This window comes from Phenylobacterium sp. (assembly GCF_035539035.1).
GTDB lineage: Bacteria > Pseudomonadota > Alphaproteobacteria > Caulobacterales > Caulobacteraceae > Phenylobacterium.
The window spans coordinates 173163-192108 of record NZ_DATLJI010000016.1; the positions used below are offsets into that span (position 1 = coordinate 173163).

Annotated in this window: 18 protein-coding genes and 1 pseudogene; 6 read left to right on the top strand and 13 right to left on the bottom strand. The window is 71.8% G+C overall.

Annotation, left to right across the window (positions count from 1 at the left end):
* Positions 1-8: 8 nt before the first annotated feature.
* Both VM685_RS14790 and VM685_RS14795 read right to left on the bottom strand, forming a co-directional pair.
* Positions 9-1154 (bottom strand): acyltransferase family protein, encoded by a 1146-nt coding sequence (locus tag VM685_RS14790; RefSeq protein WP_325460938.1) that lies wholly within the window; start codon positions 1152-1154, stop codon positions 9-11.
* 82 nt (positions 1155-1236) lie between these two features.
* Positions 1237-2316 (bottom strand): helix-turn-helix transcriptional regulator, encoded by a 1080-nt coding sequence (locus VM685_RS14795; protein WP_325460939.1) that lies wholly within the window; start codon positions 2314-2316, stop codon positions 1237-1239.
* 187 nt (positions 2317-2503) lie between these two features.
* Between VM685_RS14795 and VM685_RS14800 the strand changes: the two genes are divergently transcribed.
* The 3 genes from VM685_RS14800 to VM685_RS14810 are packed head-to-tail and all read left to right on the top strand — an operon-like array spanning position 2504 to position 5555.
* Positions 2504-3781 (top strand): aminotransferase class III-fold pyridoxal phosphate-dependent enzyme, encoded by a 1278-nt coding sequence (locus VM685_RS14800; RefSeq protein WP_325460940.1) that lies wholly within the window; start codon positions 2504-2506, stop codon positions 3779-3781.
* Positions 3781-5211, top strand: coding sequence for an amidase (locus tag VM685_RS14805; RefSeq protein ID WP_325460941.1), 1431 nt, complete (start codon positions 3781-3783; stop codon positions 5209-5211). Before VM685_RS14800 ends, VM685_RS14805 begins: the two co-directional genes overlap by 1 nt.
* Positions 5211-5555 (top strand): DUF423 domain-containing protein, encoded by a 345-nt coding sequence (locus tag VM685_RS14810; protein ID WP_325460942.1) that lies wholly within the window; start codon positions 5211-5213, stop codon positions 5553-5555. Before VM685_RS14805 ends, VM685_RS14810 begins: the two co-directional genes overlap by 1 nt.
* On the opposite strand, the gene VM685_RS14815 is transcribed toward VM685_RS14810, so the two are convergent.
* Complete coding sequence (locus VM685_RS14815; RefSeq protein ID WP_325460943.1) at positions 5546-6763, bottom strand: multidrug effflux MFS transporter; 1218 nt, start codon at positions 6761-6763, stop codon at positions 5546-5548. The genes VM685_RS14810 and VM685_RS14815 overlap by 10 nt on opposite strands.
* Positions 6764-6835: 72 nt before the next feature.
* Between VM685_RS14815 and VM685_RS14820 the strand changes: the two genes are divergently transcribed.
* The 3 genes from VM685_RS14820 to VM685_RS14830 are packed head-to-tail and all read left to right on the top strand — an operon-like array spanning position 6836 to position 9214.
* Positions 6836-7816, top strand: coding sequence for an alpha/beta hydrolase (locus tag VM685_RS14820; RefSeq protein ID WP_325460944.1), 981 nt, complete (start codon positions 6836-6838; stop codon positions 7814-7816).
* Between the two features lie 8 nt (positions 7817-7824).
* Complete coding sequence (gene pip, locus VM685_RS14825) at positions 7825-8817, top strand: prolyl aminopeptidase (RefSeq protein WP_325460945.1); 993 nt, start codon at positions 7825-7827, stop codon at positions 8815-8817.
* Positions 8818-8830: 13 nt separating this feature from the next.
* Positions 8831-9214, top strand: coding sequence for a nuclear transport factor 2 family protein (locus VM685_RS14830; RefSeq protein WP_325460946.1), 384 nt, complete (start codon positions 8831-8833; stop codon positions 9212-9214).
* Positions 9215-9220: 6 nt separating this feature from the next.
* Here the strand turns inward: VM685_RS14830 and VM685_RS14835 are convergent, their stop codons facing one another.
* The 10 genes and pseudogenes from VM685_RS14835 to VM685_RS14880 all read right to left on the bottom strand — a co-directional run bounded on the left by VM685_RS14835 (position 9221) and on the right by VM685_RS14880 (position 18945).
* A complete protein-coding gene (locus VM685_RS14835; protein ID WP_325460947.1) occupies positions 9221-9793 on the bottom strand; it encodes a hypothetical protein in 573 nt (190 codons plus the stop codon).
* The gene (gene rodA, locus VM685_RS14840; protein ID WP_325460948.1) at positions 9793-10947 is read right to left on the bottom strand and encodes a rod shape-determining protein RodA; all 1155 of its coding nucleotides are present in this window, start codon (positions 10945-10947) and stop codon (positions 9793-9795) included. The genes VM685_RS14835 and rodA overlap by 1 nt, the downstream gene beginning before the upstream one ends.
* Positions 10944-12962 (bottom strand): penicillin-binding protein 2, encoded by a 2019-nt coding sequence (gene mrdA, locus VM685_RS14845; protein ID WP_325460949.1) that lies wholly within the window; start codon positions 12960-12962, stop codon positions 10944-10946. Before mrdA ends, rodA begins: the two co-directional genes overlap by 4 nt.
* Before the next feature lie 10 nt (positions 12963-12972).
* Positions 12973-13482, bottom strand: a complete 510-nt coding sequence (locus VM685_RS14850; protein ID WP_325460950.1) for a hypothetical protein — start codon at positions 13480-13482, stop codon at positions 12973-12975.
* A 161-nt stretch (positions 13483-13643) separates the two neighbouring features.
* Positions 13644-14690: pseudogene (gene mreC / locus VM685_RS14855) on the bottom strand (rod shape-determining protein MreC); the annotation flags it as partial.
* Between the two features lie 57 nt (positions 14691-14747).
* Positions 14748-15791, bottom strand: a complete 1044-nt coding sequence (locus VM685_RS14860; RefSeq protein WP_257818622.1) for a rod shape-determining protein — start codon at positions 15789-15791, stop codon at positions 14748-14750.
* A gap of 201 nt (positions 15792-15992) precedes the next feature.
* A complete protein-coding gene (locus VM685_RS14865; RefSeq protein ID WP_325460952.1) occupies positions 15993-16730 on the bottom strand; it encodes an ATP-binding cassette domain-containing protein in 738 nt (245 codons plus the stop codon).
* Complete coding sequence (gene modB, locus VM685_RS14870; protein WP_325460953.1) at positions 16723-17391, bottom strand: molybdate ABC transporter permease subunit; 669 nt, start codon at positions 17389-17391, stop codon at positions 16723-16725. The genes VM685_RS14865 and modB overlap by 8 nt, the downstream gene beginning before the upstream one ends.
* A 1-nt stretch (position 17392) precedes the next feature.
* Entirely contained in the window at positions 17393-18163 is a 771-nt protein-coding gene (gene modA / locus VM685_RS14875; protein WP_325460954.1) for a molybdate ABC transporter substrate-binding protein, read from the bottom strand.
* Positions 18164-18165: 2 nt separating this feature from the next.
* A complete protein-coding gene (locus VM685_RS14880; RefSeq protein WP_325460955.1) occupies positions 18166-18945 on the bottom strand; it encodes a TOBE domain-containing protein in 780 nt (259 codons plus the stop codon).
* Position 18946: the final 1 nt, after the last annotated feature.

Consider the following 18946-nt stretch of genomic DNA (forward strand, 5'->3'; position numbering starts at 1 on the left):
GCCGCCTTCTAGCCGGAGTCGGCGCCCCCGCGCGCGCCTTGCGGCTTCAGGCCGAACATCCGCCGCACCGGCGGCCACGGCCGGATCGCCAGGTGGTAGGTCGCCAGCGGCAGGAGCCCTGCCGCGCCCAGCAGCAGCACGACCTCCAGCGCCAGGGGAAGCCGCAGCGGGAAGACGAGGTAGGCCACGGCGAGCATCGCCGGCTGGTGCAGGACATAGACCGGCAGCACCGCCTCGTTGAGGTAACCCAGCGCCGCCGACGGCCGGTCCAGCCAGCGCGCGGCATAGCCCGCCACGGCGAGCACGGCAGTCCAGCCATAGGCGCCCTGCAGGGCGCGGTAGAGGATGGTCCGGCCGAGGTCGTCCGGCTGGGCCAGCACGGCCGCGCGGGCCGTCAGGTACAGCGCGAGCAGCGCCAGGGCGGCGGCCAGCAAGGTCCGCCGCCGGGCCCGGACCACCGCCCAGGCGTCGTCGCGGAAGGCGAGCAGCGCGCCCGCGGCGAACAGGCCCAGCCATTTCAGGTGTGCGCCCCCGTCGTTGTAGAGCGCGTGGGTGACCGGGGCGACGGTCCCGATCAGGACGTCGGTCGCCGCCATCCAGATCCCGGGCGCCGCCAGCAGCAGGGCGAGCGGCGGGACGGGCGCGGCGCGACGCCGGAACATCGCGGCGGCGGCCGCCAGCAGCAGGGTGTAGGGCAAGAGGTAGACCAGGAACCAGAGGTGGTCCCAGGTCGGCATGGGCCGGCCGAGCGGGGCGATCAGGCTCCGGTCGCTCGCCAGGTAGGACGTCAGCCAGAAGTCGAGGTAGCCCTTCGCCGTGTCGCCCTGGGCCAGCAGCTGCACCCAGACCTGCAGCGGGTTCACCAGCAGCATGCCGGTCAGGATCACCGGCCCCAGCCGCGCCAGCCGGTCGAGCGCGAAGCGGCCGGGCCCCAGCTTGCCGATCAGGAACCGGCAGGCGACGCCCGAGATCACGAACAGCAGCGCCATCCGCCAGGGGCTCAGCGCCTCCAGCAGCCACTCGACCGCCGGATAGGTGACCGGGCTCTTCAGGTTGTAGTCCCAGCCCGAATACATCAGGCCCACGTGGAAGAGGATCAGGCCGCCGAAGGCCAGCACCCGCAGCCAGTCCAGGAAATAGCGTCTCGTCGGCATCCCGCCCTCCGTTTCGGGAGAGCTGGCCCGCGTCTGGCGGGGCGCGCGCCCCGGTTCCTGCAATTTGCAGGATCTGGCGCGGCTATGCGGAATCCGGCGCGTCCGCCGCGGCGAGCCGGCGGGCGCGGTACTCCGAGGGGTTCAGCCCCATCACCTCCCGGAACCCTCGGCTGAAGGTGGTCATGGAGTCGTAGCCGCACGACAGGGCGATGGTCAGGATCGGCGTCCGCCGCTCCGCCGGGTCGGCCAGCCGGGCGCAGGCGTCGCGGACCCGGTAGGCGTGCAGGAAGGCGTTGAAGTTCCGGAAGCCGAGCCGCTCGTGGATCAGGCCGCGCAGGCGGTACTCCGGCACGCCGACCTTCGCCGCCAGCGCCGCCAGCGACAGGCGCGGCTCGTGGTGGACCCTACCCTCCGCGAGCAGGCGCTCCAGCCGGGCCAGCGCCAGGTCGTCCTCCTGCCGGCGGGTCTCGGCGGCCCAGGGGCGCCGCCTCGGCTCGGCGCCCAGGTAGGGCCCCACGTCCCCCGCCATCAGCCTGGCGACGATGAACAGCACCAGGCCCGCGATCACCGCGGTCAGCGCCACATGCCCCTGGTAGTTGGCGTAGGCGCCCTCCGGGATCACCAGCCGCAGGAGGAGGCTCGAGGCCACCCCGTTCACCGCCAGCACGATCGCCAGCACGGCCCGGCTGCGGCGGCGCGCCTCCACCAGGTCCGTGCGCCAGTAGGCCAGGGTCCAGGCGATCGCCAGGATCCCGAAGCCGAGCTGCAGCAGCGCCGAGGCCAGGCTCAGCGCCCGCTCCGCCCCGACGGCGTAGGGCGCCGCCTCCAGGCCGAACTGAAGCCCGAGCAGCAGCCACAGCCACGCCGGAAGCCGCCCTCGGTCAGTGAACAGCGAATAGGCGAGCATCGCGAACAGTCCGGGCGCCAGGTTGCGGACCACGTCGAGCGCCGGCGCCACTCCGCCGAAGTCGAACCTGTAGGGCTGCGGGATCCACGGCCCGTACTCGGCCCGCCCCAGCGCCACGTGCGCCACGCCCGCGACGCACACCGCCGCCACCAGCCAGGCCTCCCGCCGCCGCGGATAGGCGCCCGCCACCCGCGCCCCGATCAGCAGCAGGCCGGCCATGGTCACCAGGTCCAGGCCCAGCAGTGCGAACGCCACGGACGCCCCCCTCGGTCCGATCCCCCTCCGGCAGGCTACAGCCGAACGCCGTCCCCCGCACCCGCCGCAGATCGCCAGCGCTTTTCTTTGGCCCTCCGCCCGGGCCGGGTTACCGTCTGACCCACGGCCACGAAGCCCCTCGTCCATGTTGACGTGAAACGGCGAAAAAAGAGCGCGGGAGGGATGGATGTCAGGCGGGAACAGCCGCGATCGTGAGCTTCGGGACCGCGCGGCGGCGGTGATCCCGGGCGGGATGTACGGCCACCAGTCGGTGGCCCTCCTGCCCGACGACTACCCGCAGTTCTTCGAGAAAGGCGAAGGCGCCCACATCTGGGACGCCGACGGCCGGCGCTACCTCGACTTCATGTGCGCCTACGGACCCAACCTGTTCGGCTACGCCAACCCCGAGATCGACGCGGCCTATGTCCGCCAGCTCGGCCAGGGCGACACCCTCACCGGCCCGACGTCCCTGATGGTGGAGCTGGCCGAGGCGCTGGTGGGGATGGTCGGCCACGCCGACTGGGCGATGTTCTGCAAGAACGGCACGGACGCCACCTCCATGGCGCTGGTCGTCTCCCGCGCCCACACGAAGCGGAAGACCGTCGTCCGGGCGAAGGGCGCCTACCACGGCGCGGCCGCCTGGTGCACGCCCAGGCCCGCGGGCGTGATCGAGAGCGACCGGGCCCACCAGATCTTCTACGACTACAACGACGTGGCGAGCCTGGAGGCCGCGGTCGCCCAGGCCGGCGACGACCTTGCCTGCATCTTCGCCGCCCCCTTCCGGCATGACGCCTTCATCGACCAGGCCGAGCCCGACCCCGCCTATGCCCGGCGCGCCCGCGAGCTCTGCGACGCGACGGGCGCCCTGCTGGTCGTGGACGAGGTCCGCGCCGGCTTCCGGCTCGCCCGCGACTGCTCCTGGAGCCGCATCGGCGTCGAGCCCGACCTCTCCACCTGGGGCAAGTGCCTGGCCAACGGCCACGCGCTGTCGGCGCTGCTGGGCTCGGACAAGGCCCGCGCGGCGGCGGCCTCAGTCTATGTCACCGGCTCCTTCTGGTACGAGGCCGCGCCGATGGCCGCGGCGCTGGAGACCCTGCGGCTGATCCGCGAGACCGACTACCTGGAGCGCATCACCGCGCTGGGGACCCGGTTGCGGGGCGGCCTCGCCGAGCGCGCCCAGGCGGCGGGCTTCGGCTTCCGCCAGACCGGCCCGGTGACCATGCCGCTCTTCCTGTTCGACGACGATCCGGACCTCCGGAAGGGCTTCTGCTTCGCCTCCGAGATGCTGGCGCGGGGGATCTACACCCACCCCTGGCACAACATGTTCCTGTGCGCGGCCATGACCGACGCCGACATCGAGGCCACGCTGGACGCCGCCGAGGGCGCGTTCGCCGCGCTGAAGCGCCAGGCCGGTGGTCTCGGTCCCGTCGACAAGCTCGCCTTCCTCTCCGCCGGAGCCCGCTGATGCCGAAGATGACCACCTATTCTGAGTACGACGGCCTGGGGCTGGCCGAGCTGGTGGCGAAGAAGGCCGTCACGCCGGGCGAACTGGTGGAGGCCGCCATCGAGCGGATCGAGGACCACAACCCGACCCTGAACGCGGTGGTCCACAAGGGCTACGACGACGCCCGGCGCTGGGCGACCGGCCCCCTGCCCGACGGGCCGTTCAAGGGCGTGCCCTTCCTGATCAAGGACCTCGGCGCCCAGGTGAAGGGCTGGCCCCGCACCTCCGGCAGCCTGTTCGCCCAGGTCGCGGCGGACACCGAGGACAGCGAGCTGGTGAAGCGCTACCGCGCCGCCGGCGTCGTCCTGCTCGGCAAGACCAACACGCCGGAGTTCGGCATCCCCGGCGTCACCGCCTCCGAGCGCCTCGGCTCGTGCCGCAATCCCTGGAACCCGGACCACATCTCCGGCGGCTCGTCCGGCGGCGCGGCCTCGGCCACGGCGGCGGGCATCGTGCCCATGGCCCACGCCAGCGACGGCCTGGGCTCGATCCGCATACCGGCCGCCTGCTGCGGCCTGTTCGGCATGAAGGTGACCCGCGACCGCACCCCGATCTGCGAGGTGTCCGACGGGGCGCTCGGCTTCTCGGTCCACCACGTGGTGAGCCGCACGGTGCGCGACAGCGCCGCCATGCTGGACGCGACCGACGGGGCACAGGCCAATGATCCGTTCCAGGCGCCGGCCAAGGACGGTCCCTACCTCGCCGAGGTGTCGAAGAGCCCGGGCAGGCTGCGCATCGCCTGGTCGGCCGAGACGCCGAGCGGGCGGCCGATCCCGGACGAGATGATGGCGGCCCTGCTCCGCACCGTGGACCTGCTCAAGGGCCTCGGCCACGAGGTGTTCGAGCGCGGGCTGGGCGTCGACCAGCGCCTGCTCTACCGCGCCCAGGGGCTGGCCAGCGCGTCGAACTTCTCCGCCAATGTCCAGCGCTGGGTCGAGGCGCTCGGCCGTGAGCCCGAGGAAGGCGAGCTCGGCCCGCTGGCCCGCCGCGGCTACGAGGCCGGCAAGCGGATCAGCGGCCAGCAGGCCTTCTGGGGCTTTCAGCAGCTGCGCCTGATGAACCGCCAGATCCTCGCCGCCTTCGAGGACTTCGAGGTCTACCTGAGCCCGGTGATGGCGACGCCGGCCCCCCGCGCCGACTGGCTGGATCCGCTCACCGACGACCTCAAGGAGTTCGATCGGCGGCAGGCGGCCACCTACCCCTACACCCCGCCCTTCAACTTCACCGGCCAGCCGTCGATGTCCGTGCCGCTCTGGCAGTCGGAAGACGGCCTGCCGATCGGGATGATGTTCTCCGGCCGCTTCGCCGACGAGGCGACGCTCTACCGGCTGGCCGGCCAGCTGGAGAAGGAAGCCCCCTGGAAGGACCGCCGGCCGCAGGTGTGGGGCTGATGGGGCCCTGGCTGGCGGCGGCCGCCCTGCTGGGGCTGGCCTCGGTGGGCTTCGGCGCGTTCGGCGCCCACGGCGTGAGCGATCCGAAGGCGCAGGAGTGGCTGCGGACCGGCGCCCTCTACGGCTTCGTCCACGTGCTGGCGGTGTTCGCCGCCGGCTGGCTGGGCGCCCGGCTCGCCCCGCCATTCTTCCTGGCCGGGGTGGTGATCTTCTCCGGCTCGCTCTGGGCCATGGCGCTCGGCGCGCCGCGGGTCCTGGGCGCGGTGACCCCCATCGGCGGGGTCGCCTTCATGGTCGGCTGGGCGGTGCTGGCCTGGGCCGCGCTCCGCGCCCCTCAGGCCTGAGCCTTCGGCAGGGCGAGGGTCCTGAGCGCTACGGCCGAGCCCGCCAGCGTCGCCAGCATGACCAGCGCCATCGGCCGGGGCGTGCCGTCGTGCAGCACGCCTGCCGCCGCCGAAGCCACCGCGCCGACCCCGAACGACGCCCCGCCGAGCAGGGCCGAGATCGAGCCGGACCGCCTGGGATCGACGTTCAGCGCCCCGGCCATGGTGTTGCCCTGCATGAAGCCGTAGGTGGCCAGGAGCCCGAACAGCAGCGGCAGCACGGTCCAGCGTTCGCCGATCCCGGTCACCGCCGCCAGCGCCAGCAGCACGGCCATGCCAACCGCCACCAGGCTAGCCCGCGACAGCACCTCGTCCGGCGTCGCACGGCGCAGCAGCACGCGGTTCACCTGGTTGGCCCCGATGATGCCGGCCGCGTTCAGCCCGAACACCCAGCCGAACTGCGCCGCGGGCACCTCGTAGATCTCGATCAGCAGCTCGGGCGAGGAGGAGATGTAGGTGAAGAGGGTCGCCCCGTTCAGCGCGCCCGCCAGGCCGTAGCCCACCAGCCGGGGCTGCCTGAGCAGGGCGAGGTAGGCGCGCAGCGGGCTCTCCGACCGCGCCTGGGCCGACGTCTCCTCCGAGCGCGACTCCTGCATCCGGAAGAAGGCCGCCAGGCCCACCAGCACGCCGAAGGCGGCCATGAACCAGAAGATCGTCCGCCAGCCGCCGAGCGCCAGCAGGGCTCCCCCGAGCAGTGGCGCGAGGATCGGGGCCATCCCCATGATCAGCATCATCAGGGAGAGCATCCGCGCCGTCTCGGTGTGGCCGAACCGGTCGCGGACCACGGCGCGGGACACCACCCCGCCGGCGCAGGCGCCCAGGGCCTGGACGAAGCGGGCGAGGATCAGCTGCTCGGCGGTGCCGGCCAAGGCGCAGGCCGCCGAGGCGGCCACGAAGATCGCCGTGCCCAGGAGGATCGGCGGCTTGCGGCCCAGCCGGTCCGACGCCGGGCCGTAGAAGAACTGGCCGATGGCCATGCCCGCCAGGAAGGCCGCCACCGTGGCCTGCGTCCGGCTTGCCGAGGCCGACAGGTCCTCGCCGATCGCGGGCAGGCTCGGCAGGTACATGTCGATGGCCAGCGGCCCCATGGCCGTGAGCGAGCCCAGCAGGATCACGAGGCCCCAGGGCGTGCGCGCGGGTGGGGGCGGTTCGGGGATGGCTGACGTCACGAAAGGCTGCCTACTGTCTCCGCGCCGCCACCGCCACCTCGTTCGGCGGCACGACGTTCAGGGAGGGCCGATATGTCCGCACTCGAGACCATGATGCCGCCGGTGAAGCGGGCGCCGGTGAACGGCGTGGAGATCGCCTACTACGAGGCAGGTCCTCGCACCGGCGTGCCCATCGTGCTCTGCCACGGCTTCCCCGAGCTCGCCTTCTCCTGGCGCCGCCAGATCCAGGCCCTGGCGGACGCCGGGCGCTGGGTGATCGCCCCGGACCAGCGCGGCTACGGCCTCTCCTCGACCCCGCAGGGGGTCGAGACCTACGACATCGACCACCTGACCGGTGACCTGGTGGGACTGCTCAACCACCTTGGGGTGGAGAAGGCGATCTTCTGCGGCCACGACTGGGGCGGGATCGTTGTCTGGCAGATGCCCCTGCTGCACCCGTCGCGGGTGGCCGGCGTCATCGGCCTCAACACGCCCTTCCTGCCCCGCGCGCCGGCCGATCCGATCGCCATCTTCCGCCACCGGTTCGGCCCGGACATGTACATCGTCTGGTTCCAGACGCCCGACGAACCGGAGGCCGTGCTGGGCGCCGACGTGCAGAAGACCATGCGCTTCTTCATGCGCCGGCCCCGCGCCATGCAGCAGGCCGTCGCCCCGGCGGAGGGCGGCTCCACCTTCGCCTTCCGCGACCTCCTGCGGCAGTGGGACGGCTCCGACGACGGCCCGCCCCTGCTCTCTCCGGCGGAGCTGGCGGTCTTCGTCGAGGCCTTCGAACGCACCGGCTTCAGCGGTCCGGTGAACTGGTATCGGAACTTCACCCGGAACTGGGAGCGGGCCGCGGGGCTTCCCCAGCGGGTCGATGACATCCCTTGCCTGATGATCGCCGCGGAGTTGGACGCCGTGCTGACGCCGGAGATGGCGGAGCCGATGAAGACCCTGGTGGGCGACCTGGAGATGCACATGGTGCGCGGCTCCGGTCACTGGACTCAGCAGGAGAAACCGGACGAGGTGAACCGGCTCATCCTCGACTGGATGGACCGCCGCTTCCCGAAGTAGAAGGTCGCATGGAACGCAACACGCCACCGCCCGCCGTTTCCGGCTCCGCCAACCGGCGCGGTCTGTTCCCCGAGAGCGAACCGTTCAACTCCGGCTGGCTGGCCACGGGCGGCCCGCACGAGATCTATTTCGAGGAGTGCGGGATGAAGGACGGCAAGCCGTGCGTCATCCTGCACGGCGGCCCGGGCGGGGCGATCAACCCGACCATGCGCAGGTTCTTCGACCCGGCGAAGTGGCGCATGGCGCTGTTCGACCAGCGCGGCTGCGGCCGCTCGCGGCCGAACGCCAGCCTCGAGGACAACACCACCTGGAGCCTCATCGAGGATATCGAGCGGCTGCGCGAGCACCTGGGCATCGAGAAGTGGTGCGTGTTCGGCGGCTCCTGGGGCTCCACCCTGGCGCTGGCCTACGCCATCACCCACCCGGATCGGGTGGAGAGCCTGGTGCTGCGGGGCGTCTTCCTGCTCACCGAGCGGGAGCTGCGGTGGTTCTACCAGGACGGCGCGTCCATGCTGTTCCCCGACGCCTGGGAGCGGTTCTGCAAGCCGATCCCGCCGGCCGAGCGCGGCGACATGATCACCGCCTACCACAAGCGCCTGACCCACCCCGACCGCCGGGTGCAGGCCGAGGCCGCGGCCGCCTGGAGCCAGTGGGAAGGCGACACCATCTCGATCCGCGGCCCCGAGGCCAGGCCGTCGAAGTTCAACGAGATCGACTTCGCCATCGCCTTCGCCCGCATCGAGTGCCACTTCTTCGCCAACGGCGGCTTCTTCCCGAACGATGGCTGGATCGTGGACAGCGTGGCCAAGATCCGCGGCATCCCCGGCTGGATCGTCCAGGGCCGCTTCGACGTGGTCACGCCGATGGAAGCCGCGTGGAAGCTGAAGACCGCCTGGCCCGAGGCCCGGTTCGAGGTGGTCTGGGACGCCGGCCACGCCTCCACCGAACCCGGAATCGTCGACGCCCTGGTGCGGGCCACCGACCAGGCGCTCACCGTCTGAGGCCGGCACGGCCATGAGCCGGGGCAAGATCGTCCGCGCCTATCTGAAGGCCATCGAGCTGCGGAAGGACGTGCTCGACTTCTACACGGACGACATCGTGCAGGAGGAGTTCCCCAACCTGCTCCTGCCGACCGGCGCCACGCGGACCATGGCCGACCTGAAGGCGGCCAACGCGCGGGGGCAGAACGTGATGCGCTCGGAGACCTACGAGATCCTCAGCCTGGTGGAGTCCGGGGACACCGTCGCCTGCGAGATCATCTGGCGGGGCGTGCTGGCGATCCCGCTGCGCTCGCTGAAGCCCGGCGACACCATGAAGGCCCGCTTCGCCGTCTTCTTCGAGTTCGAGGGGGACAGGATCCGCCGGCAGCGGAATTACGACTGCTTCGAGCCGTTCTAGGCGCGGCTAGGCCGGATCGCGGATCACGTAGGTGGTCAGCTCCACCCAGCTGTCGTCCACGTGGCCCCGCAGCATGACCTCCAGGATCGTGAGGCGGCCGAAACGGTCCGCCGGCCTGGCGTAGGCGCGCCGCTCGACCGTCTCCTTCGCCTCCAGTCGCGTCGTGTCGGTGAAGGGCGCCCAGCCGGCCGCCTGGAAGCGCTGGACGAGGCGCCGGTGCAACGCCACCGAAGGACGACCTCCGGCCAGCCCCACCGTGCACCAGCGGCCATTGACGATCACCGGCGCGCTCACACCCGGCATCCGCAGCTGCAGGACGCCGCGCTGGCCCTCCGCCCCCGCCGGAACCGGCGGCAGCCTCGCCTCGAGCTCGCCGGGAAGCGCCGGACGGAAGCCGTAGGGCGCGAGATCGGCGACGAATTCGCGCTCGAACAGCCGCTCCGCCTTCGCCGCCGGTTCGCAGACCTTCTCGACAGCGAGCACGCCGGCGTCAGCCCATCTCTCCACGGGCGCCGGCCGATCCATCGTGCTGGCGCAGCCGGCGAGGACAAGGGTCGCGACGGCGAGCGTCGCGCGCATCAGAGCAGCGAGCCCTTGCCCGAGGTGATCTCGGAGTAGCGGTGCACCCGCACGCTCATCACCAAGCCGAAGCCGATCATCACCGTCAGCATGACGGTGCCGCCGTAGGAGAGCATCGGCATGGGCACGCCCACCACCGGGGCCAGGCCCATGACCATGGCCCCGTTGATCAGGACATAGAGGGTGAAGGTCGCCGTCAGCCCCGCCGCGGCCAGCCGTCCGAAGTGGGAGTGGCTGATGTAGGCGGTCCTGAGCGCCATGAAGATCACCGCGGCGTAGAGGATCAGGATCGAGACGCAGCCCACGAAGCCGAACTCCTCGGCCAGGGTGGCGAAGATGAAGTCGGTCTGCTTCTCGGGCAGGAAGTTGAGCTGGCTCTGCGAGCCCAGCCCATAGCCCTTGCCCAGCACCCCGCCGGAGCCCAGCGCGATCATCGACTGCAGGATGTGATAGCCCGACCCAGACGGGTCGCTCTCGGGATCCAGGAAGGTCAGCACGCGCTGCCGCTGGTAGTCGTGCAGGACGAAGATCACGAACGGCGGGATGGCGACCAGGGCCGCGGCGATGCCGCCGCCGATCACCCGCCAGTCCAGCCCCGCGAGCACGACGATGGCCACGCCGGTCATGGCGATCAGCATGGCGGTGCCCAGGTCGGGCTGGTGGGCCACCAGCAGCACCGGCGCGCCGATCATCGCCGCCGGGATCAGCAGCCACCAGGAGAGCCTGGCGCTGTCGGCCGAGATGCCGTGGTAGAAGCGCGCCAGCGCCATCACGATGCCGAGCTTCATCACCTCCGAAGGCTGGAAGCTGAACGGCCCGATGGAGAGCCAGCGCTGGGCGCCGAGACGCGTGTCGCCCACCGCCTCCACCGCCACCAGCAGCAGAAGGCCCGCGGCGTAGATCGGGTACGAGAGCGCGAACCAGACCCGGATGTCGATCATCGCCAGCGCGATCATCAGCGCCAGGCAGATGCTGAAGCGGATGACGTGCTTGGCCGCCCAGGGATCCCAGGAGGAGCCGGCGATGGAGAACAGCATCACCGCGCCGGCGCCCGCGATGAGGCACAGGGTGAGCACGAAGATCCAGTCGACCTCGCTAAGCTTGACGATCAGCCGGTCGCGTTCGCCGGGACGGGTCAGGGCGGAGACGGTCACGCGGGACCTCGCGTCGTGGGCGTGGCGGGCGCCGGGCCGGCGGCGGCGGTGGTGACCGGCGGCTGGGCGACGATGGGCGCGTCGGGCAGCAGGTCGCCCTCGGGATCCGGCAGCAGCTCCGGCATCGGCAGCGGCTTCTGGATCCGGCCCATCAGCTCGGGGTCCTTCAGCAGGGCCACGCGCATGATCTCCCGCGCCCGGGGCGCGGCGGCGGTCGAGCCGCCCATGCCGTGCTGGACGATGACCGCCAGCGCATACCGCGGCTGGTCCAGCGGGGCGAAGGCCACGAACAAGCCGTGGTCGCGCAGCCGCCAGGGGCCGCCCTTACCGCGGTGGCCGCCCTTGTCGTAGGAGCGCACCTGCGCCGTGCCGGTCTTGCCGGCCATGAGGATGTCTCCGAGGCCCAGCTGGCTGGCGCGGAAGGCGGTGCCGCCCGCCTCGGTCACCGCGGCCATGCCGCCGCGGACGAGGTCCATGTGGTCCTGCGGGAACGGCAGGTCGGGCACCTCGTAGCCGCGCGGCCGCTCCACCCCGCCCACCGACTTGATCAGCCGCGGGTTCAGCGCCTTGCGGCCGTTGGCGAGCCTCGCGGTCATGACCGCCAGCTGCAGGCAGTTCACCTGCAGGTAGCCCTGGCCGATGCCGTAGCTGAGGTTCTCGCCGGGGTACCACTTCTGGGCGCCGGGACCGCCCTTCTTGAAGTAGGCCTTCTTCCAGGCCTGATCGGGGACGACGCCCTTCTTCTGGCCGGAGATGCCGATGTCGAAGGTCTGGCCGAGGCCGAACTCGCGCGCCACCTTGGCGATGCGATCGGGGCCCACGCGGAGGGCCACCGAATAGAAGTAGACGTCGCAGGAGTTCTTGATGGCGTCACGCATGTTCTGCATGCCGTGACCGCCCTTCTTGTGGCAGTGGAAGTAGCGGCCGCCGAAGTACATCCCGCCGCCGCAGCCGACCCGCGCCTCCGGGTCGATGCCGGCCTCCAGGGCCGCCAGCGCCGTCATGGTCTTGAAGGTGGAGCCCGGCGGGTAGAGGCCGGACAGGCACTTGTCGAGCAGCGGCTTGCGCTCGTAGTTGGCCAGCGAGCGGTACTCCACGCCCGTCAGGCCGCGCACGAAGCGGTTGGCGTCGAAGCTGGGCGCGGACAGCATGCACAGGATGTCGCCCGTGCGGCAGTCCATCATCACCGCGCCGCCGCTCTCCTCCCCGAACACCTCCAGGGCGCGGTTCTGGACGTCGACATCGAGGGTGAGCTGGATTTCCTTGCCCGGCACGGCGGGGATGTCGCCGTCGGGATCGTGGCGCACCTCGCGGCCGTTGGCGTCCACCTCCACCTTCTGGGCCCCGGCCTTGCCGCGCAGGTCGAGGTCGAAGGCCTTCTCCACCCCCTGCTTGCCGATCCGAAAGCCGGGGTGGAGCATGATCGGATCGGCGTTGGGGCCCGTGGGCTCGATGTCGTCCTTGTTCACCTTGGCCACGTAGCCGATCACGTGGGCGAAGGCGCCGCCGTGCGGATACACCCGCACCTCGCCCATGTCCGCGGTGACGCCGGGCAGCTCGGGCGCGCGCACGTTGATGGCGCTGAACTGCTCCCAGCTCATGTCCTCCATCACCGACACCGGCGCACGCTTGGGGGCGTTCTTGATGTCGCGGGCCAGGCGCTTCATGCGCGGCTCTTCGATCGGCACGAAGTTGGCCAGCGTCTTCAGCGTGTCCTCGGGCTTCATGTCCTCGTCGCGCGAGACGAGCAGGCGGAAGTTCGGCCGGTTGGCCGCGAGGATCTCGCCGTTGCGGTCGGTGATCAGGCCGCGCGGCGGCGGCACCAGCTTGAAGTTGAACTGGTTGGAGGCCGACAGCTTCTCGTAGCGCTGGGTCTCCAGGAGCTGCAGGTAGGCCAGCCGCCCGCCGAGCGCGGTGATCCCCAGGCCGGCGATGCCGCCCAGCAGGAAGGCCCGGCGGTGGAACACGCCCTGCCGCTCGTTGACGTCCTGAAAGTAGATGGCGGGTTCGGCCATTCCGGCGCCCCTAGCGGAACCTGACGTCGGCGTCTTCGAACATGTCGATGAGCCGATGTGCGAAGGGATAGAGTATGACTGTTGCCAGATATTGCCAGCCCACGGCGAGCAGGCTGGGCTGCGACTTGGCGTCCAGCATGGCGAACAGGTAGCCGGCCAGCATGGCCGTGGCGACGACCACCCCGTACCAGGCCCACAGGATCGTCCGGCTCTGGCCCGCCATCATGTTGCGGCCGGCCAGCACCACGCCGTAGCCGATCAGCAGGCAGAGCGCCCACATGCCCAGCGGTCCGCCCCAGAAGAGGTCCAGAAACAGCCCCATCGCCAGGACCAGCAGGGGCGCCAGGATCGACGGGCGGATGACTGCCCAGGCGAAGACCACGGCCAGCGGGAAGATCGGCTCGGGCAGGCGCAGGCCCCAGATCCTCAGCGGGATGCCGAAGAGGATGGTGGCGGCCAGGACCTGCAGCATCGGGACGCCCAGCCACCGCCAAGGTTCGAGCGACCGGGCCTGGCTCACGGCGTGGTCCCCGCCGCCTTGGGCGTGGGCGTCGCCGTCCTGGGCGCGGGCGGGGCAGCCTTGGGCGGCGGCGTGGCCGCGGCCTTGGCCGGCGGCGTCGCGGCGGCTTTCGGCGCGGGCGTGGCGGCGGCCTTCGGCGGCGGGGTGGCCGCAGCCTTGGGCGCCGGAGCCGCGGGCCGCGGCGGCGTGGCGCCCGCGGGCGCATTGGCCGGGGGCGCCGCGGGGCCGGCGGCCGGTGCGGTCGCGGTTCCGGGCGCCGGCGGCGTGATCTTGGGCGCAGGCGTGACGACGGGCGGCGGCAGGGTCGGCGCGCCGGCGGTGGGCGGCGGGACCTCGGTCCGCAGCAGCTCCTGCTGGTTCACCAGCTGGGTGAAGTCCTGGAACAGCAGTATCCGCACGAAGTCGATGGCCGAGCGATCCGAGGCCAGCACCACGCGCCAGCGGCCGTCCAGGCCCTTCACCGCCGTCCCCACCGGCAGCCCGCGCGGCAGCACGCCGCCGTCGCCCGAGGTCAGCACCCGATCGCCCTGCTTCACGGGATCGAGGCCCCGCAGGTACTCGAGCTTGGGATTGGGTCCGCCGTCGCCGGTGAGGATGGCCCGGGAATTGGTGCGGTCGATCATCACCGGGGTGCGCGAGGCGATATCGGTGAGCAGCAGGATACGGCTGGCGCCGTCCGTGACGCCGATCACCCGGCCCACCAGGCCATGCTCGCTCATCACTGGATTGCCCGGCTTCACGCCCTTCTCGCGCCCGGCGTTGGCCAGGCGGGTGTTGGCGTAGGGGCCGCGGCTGTCGGTGACGATGCGGGCCGCCACCATCGGGATCGGCGGATCGGTCTTCAGCCCCAGCAGGGTGCGGTAGCGCTCGTTGGTGTCGCGCAGCGCGATGGCCACGTCCCGCCACTGGCGCATCTCGCGCAGCTCGGCCTTCAGCCGGCGGTTCTCGGAGACGGCGAAGAAATAGCCGCGGACGCTGTCGACCCCGGCGCCGGTCCAGCGACCAGGCGCGGACAGCACCTCGCCCACCGGCGTCAGGACGCGGTCGGAGACGCTGCGGCTCGCGCCGTAGGCCTCGCCCTGGAAGGTCTCCCGCCGGTCCGACAGCAGCACGGCCGTCGCGGCGACCCCGGCCACGATCAGCGCCACGGCCGCCGTCCAGGTCAGCGGGACCTTCAGTTCACCAAGCGGACTGTCCCGTAAGGACACCTAAGCCTCGTCTGCGAGCGCCCCCCGGCCGCCCCATCGCGCCGAGTCGTTAGGTTGCTAGGCTAGCGTGGATTCCAGCACGCCCTTCATCCATTTCGGATGCTCGAGCACCTTGCCGCACCCCAGGGCGACGCAGCTCAGGGGATCGTCGGCGACGGTCACCGGCAGGCCGGTGTGGTCGCGGATCTCGGCGTCCAGGCCGCGCAGCAGGGCGCCGCCGCCGGTCAGCATGATGCCCTTGTCGGCGATGTCGGAGGCAAGCTCCGGCGGGGTGGCTTCCAGCGCCATCTTCACCGCGTCGACGATCTGGCCGACCGGCTCCGACAGGGCGTCCGACGCCTGCTTCTCGGAGATGCGCACTTCCCGCGGCACGCCCTGCATCAGGTCGCGACCCTTGACCTCGATCGACAGGCCCTCGCCGTCGGCCGGAGCCCGCGCGGTGCCGATCTCCTTCTTGATCCGCTCAGCGGTGGTCTCGCCGATCAGGAGGTTATGGTTGCGGCGCATGTAGCTGATGATCGCCTCGTCCATCTTGTCGCCGCCGACGCGCACGGAGCGCGAGTAGACGATGCCGGAGAGCGAAAGCACGGCCACCTCGGTGGTGCCGCCGCCGATGTCGACCACCATCGAGCCGGTGGGCTCGTGGATGGGCAGGCCCGCCCCGATCGCCGCGGCCATCGGCTCGTCGATCAGGCCCACGCGGCGGCCGCCGGCGTTCAGGCAGCTGTCGTTGATGGCCCGGCGCTCCACGGCGGTGGCGCCCGACGGCACGCACACGATCACCTTCGGGTTCACGAAGCCCTTGCGGTTGTGAACCTTGCGGATGAAGTACTTGATCATCTCCTCGGCGACTTCGAAGTCGGCGATGACCCCGTCGCGCATGGGGCGGATGGCTTCCATGTGCCCGGGCGTGCGGCCCAGCATCTGCTTGGCCTCGATGCCCACCGCGTGCACGACCTTGCGGCCGCCCACGTTGCGCAGCGCCACGACCGAGGGCTCGTTGAGCACGATGCCCTTGCCCTTCATGTAGATCAGGGTGTTGGCCGTCCCGAGATCGATGGCGATGTCGTTGGAGATGGCGCCGAAGAGGGATTGGATCATGCAGGGCCCTGGGGCATGGGGGCTGAAACGTGCGGTCCGCCGGTTGGAGCGAACGACCTGAATTGCGCAGGAGATTGCGCTGAGTCGCACCGCTTGACTGGCAGGTTCGTACCCCCTCTGCCCTGTGGTTTGGGCGAATTCAAGCGTGAAAGAGCGGTGTGCGCTTTCGCGTCGCGCGCGAGTTTCACCTCGGCAGTTCGCCTAGGAATCGCCACCTTCCGGCGCCTCGGGCGATGAGCCCCACACCAGGTCGCGCGCGATGGGGTCTCGCAACGCTTCTGTCGGACGGCCGACAAGCCTGACCTGCCCCTCGTCCAGCACGGCGACGCGGTCTGAAAGCCGGACCACCTCGTCGAGGTCGTGGCTGACCAGCAGCATGGGGATCGAGAGCCCCTGGCGGAGGCCGGCGATCTCGGCGTGCAGCCGCGTGCGGGTGCGCCGGTCCACCGCCGAGAACGGCTCGTCGAGCAGCAGGACCATGGGATCGCGGGCGAGCGCACGGGCGATCGCCACGCGCTGCCGCTGGCCGCCGGAGAGGGCGTCGGGCTTGCGGTCCTGGAGCCCGTCCAGATGGACCCGGGCGAGCAACTCGGACGCCCTGCCCCGCCGATCACCACGGGGTACGTGACCCATGGCCGCGGCCACGTTGCCGAGCGCGGTGAGGTGCGGGAAGAGCGCGTGTTCCTGGAAGACGAGCCCCACCCGGCGGCGGTGGGCCGGCAGGTCCACGCCCGCCGCGCTGTCGAACCACACCTCCCCCCCGCAGGCGATGCGGCCGGCCCTGGCGCGATAGAGTCCCGCCACGGCGCGCAGCAGGGTGGTCTTGCCGGCGCCGGACGGCCCCACGACGCCCAGCACCTCGCCCGGCGCGCAGGCCAGCTGCAGGTCGAGCGGGATCGGCCCGGCCTGGCGCAGCGCCACCTGAAGCCCCTCAGCCATGCCGCCGCCCCACCCGCCCGCCCAGGCCGTAGACGATGGCGATGGTGACCACCGAGAAGGCCAGCAGGGCCGCGCTCATGGTCCCGGCCGCGGCGTGGTCGAAGGCCTGCACCCGGTCGTAGATCGACAGCGACAGCGTGCGGGTCTCGCCCGGGATCGAGCCGCCCACCATCAGGACCACGCCGAACTCGCCCAGCGTGTGCGCGAACGTGAGCGCCAGCCCGGACAGCACGCCCGGCCAGGCAAGCGGCAGTTCGATGCGCCAGAAGGTCCGCCAGGGCGAGAGCCCGCTCACCCACGCCGCCTGCCGCACGTCGGTGGGCAGGGTCTCGAAAGCCCTCTGCATCGGCTGGACGGCGAACGGCAGGTTGAAGATCACCGAGGCGACGAGCAGGCCCGCGAAGCTGAACGCGAGCGGCCGGCCGAACACCTCGGTCCACGCCTGCCCGAAAGCGGAGTTCGCACCGAAGGCGGTGAGCAGATAGAAGCCGAGCACGGTGGGGGGCAGCACCAGGGGCGCGGCCACCAACGCCTCCCAGAGCCCCTTGGCGGGCACGCGCCGGAACGCGAGCGTGCGCGCCAGCACCAGCCCCAGCGGCAGCAGGATCGCCGCCGTCCAGCCGGCCAGCTTCAGCGAGACGCGGAAGGCTTCCCAGTCCACGTCAGCGCCCGGGCAGGCTGAAGCCGTAGCGGGCGAAGATCGCCCGCGCCTCCGCCCCCTGCAGGAAATCGTGGAAGGCCCGCGCCGTCGGCCCGGCGCCCTTCAGCACCACCGCCCGCTGACGGAGCGGCGCATGCCAGTCGGCGGGCAGCAGGACGAAGGTCCCGGCCGCCTTCACCTGCGGCGTCGTCGCCAGCGACAGCGGGATGATCCCGGCCTGGGCCGCGCCCGACGTGGCGAACTGCGTCGCCTGGGAAACGTTCTCGCCCAACACCAGCCGGGGCTCGGCGGCGGTCCACAGCCCCGCCCGCTGCAGCGCCTCGCGCGCCGCCCGGCCGTAGGGGGCATGGGCCGGGTTGGCGATGGCGAGCTTCCTCAGCCGGCCGTCCCGCAGCGCCGCGCGCAGGTCGCGGAGGCCCGCGTCAGCCCGCACCGGCGAGCCCCGCGGCGTGAAGATGCCGATGCGCCCCACCGCGTAGAGCTCGCCTGCGCCGTCGGTCCGGCCCGCCCTCTGCAAGGTGCGGACATAACCCTCGTCCGCCGACAGGAAGACCTCGTAGGGCGCGCCGTTCTGGATCTGCTGGGTGAAGCTGCCCGACGAGCCGAACACCAGGCGCACGGACCGGCCGGTCTTCCGCTGGAACGCCTCTGCCACCTGCGGCAGGGCGGCCTGCAGGTCGGAGGCCGCCGCCACCGTCGGCGCGCCTTGCGCGCAGGCCGCGGCCGGGCCGAACAGCAGGATCGCCAGGACGGCGAGCAGACCGGCGCGCATCCCTACTCCACCGCCAGGATGACGTGCGGCGCCTTGACGAGGGCCGTCACCGCGTCCCCGACCGAGAGCGCCATGGCCTCTGCGCTCTCGCGCGTGATGGCGGCGGTCAGCGTCTTGCCCTCGGCGATCTCCAGGACGATCTCGCTCGACACGGCGCCGTCCTCGCGCCGCACGATGCGCCCGGCAAGCTGGTTGCGGGCCGAGGTCATCAGCCCCTCCCCCTTGGCCAGCACGACGAAGCTCGACTTGATCAGGGCGACCGCAGGGCGGCCGGGCGCGAGGCCCAGCTCGTCCAGGCTCTCGCGGGTGACCACCGCGGTGATGCTCACGCCCGGAGCCACCTCCAGCGTCACCTCGGCGTTCACCGTGGCGGCGTTCACGTGGGTCACCACGCCGCGCAGGGCGTTGCGCGCGCTCGTCCTCATCCCAAGGCTCCAGAACAGGGCGCCGGCGTCGTCGGCCAGCCCGCGCTCCAGGCGCTCGGCGACGCCCGCGAGCTCCGTCTCCACCCGGCGGAAGGCGGCCACCACGGCGCGGCCGCGGGGCGTCAGCTCCGCCGCCCCGCCGCTCCGGCCGCCGGCGCGGGCCGCCACCAGGGGGGCGTCGAAGAGATTGTTGAGCGCCTGCACGGCGTCCCAGGCGGCCTTGTAGCTCACGCCCGCGCGCTCGGCGGCGGCGCGGATCGAGCCCAGCTCGCCCAGCGCCTCGAGAAGCGCGATGCGCTCGGTTCCGACCCGCGATCCGTCACGGGCCAGCGAAAGGGCGGCGCTGAGCGCGGTCATG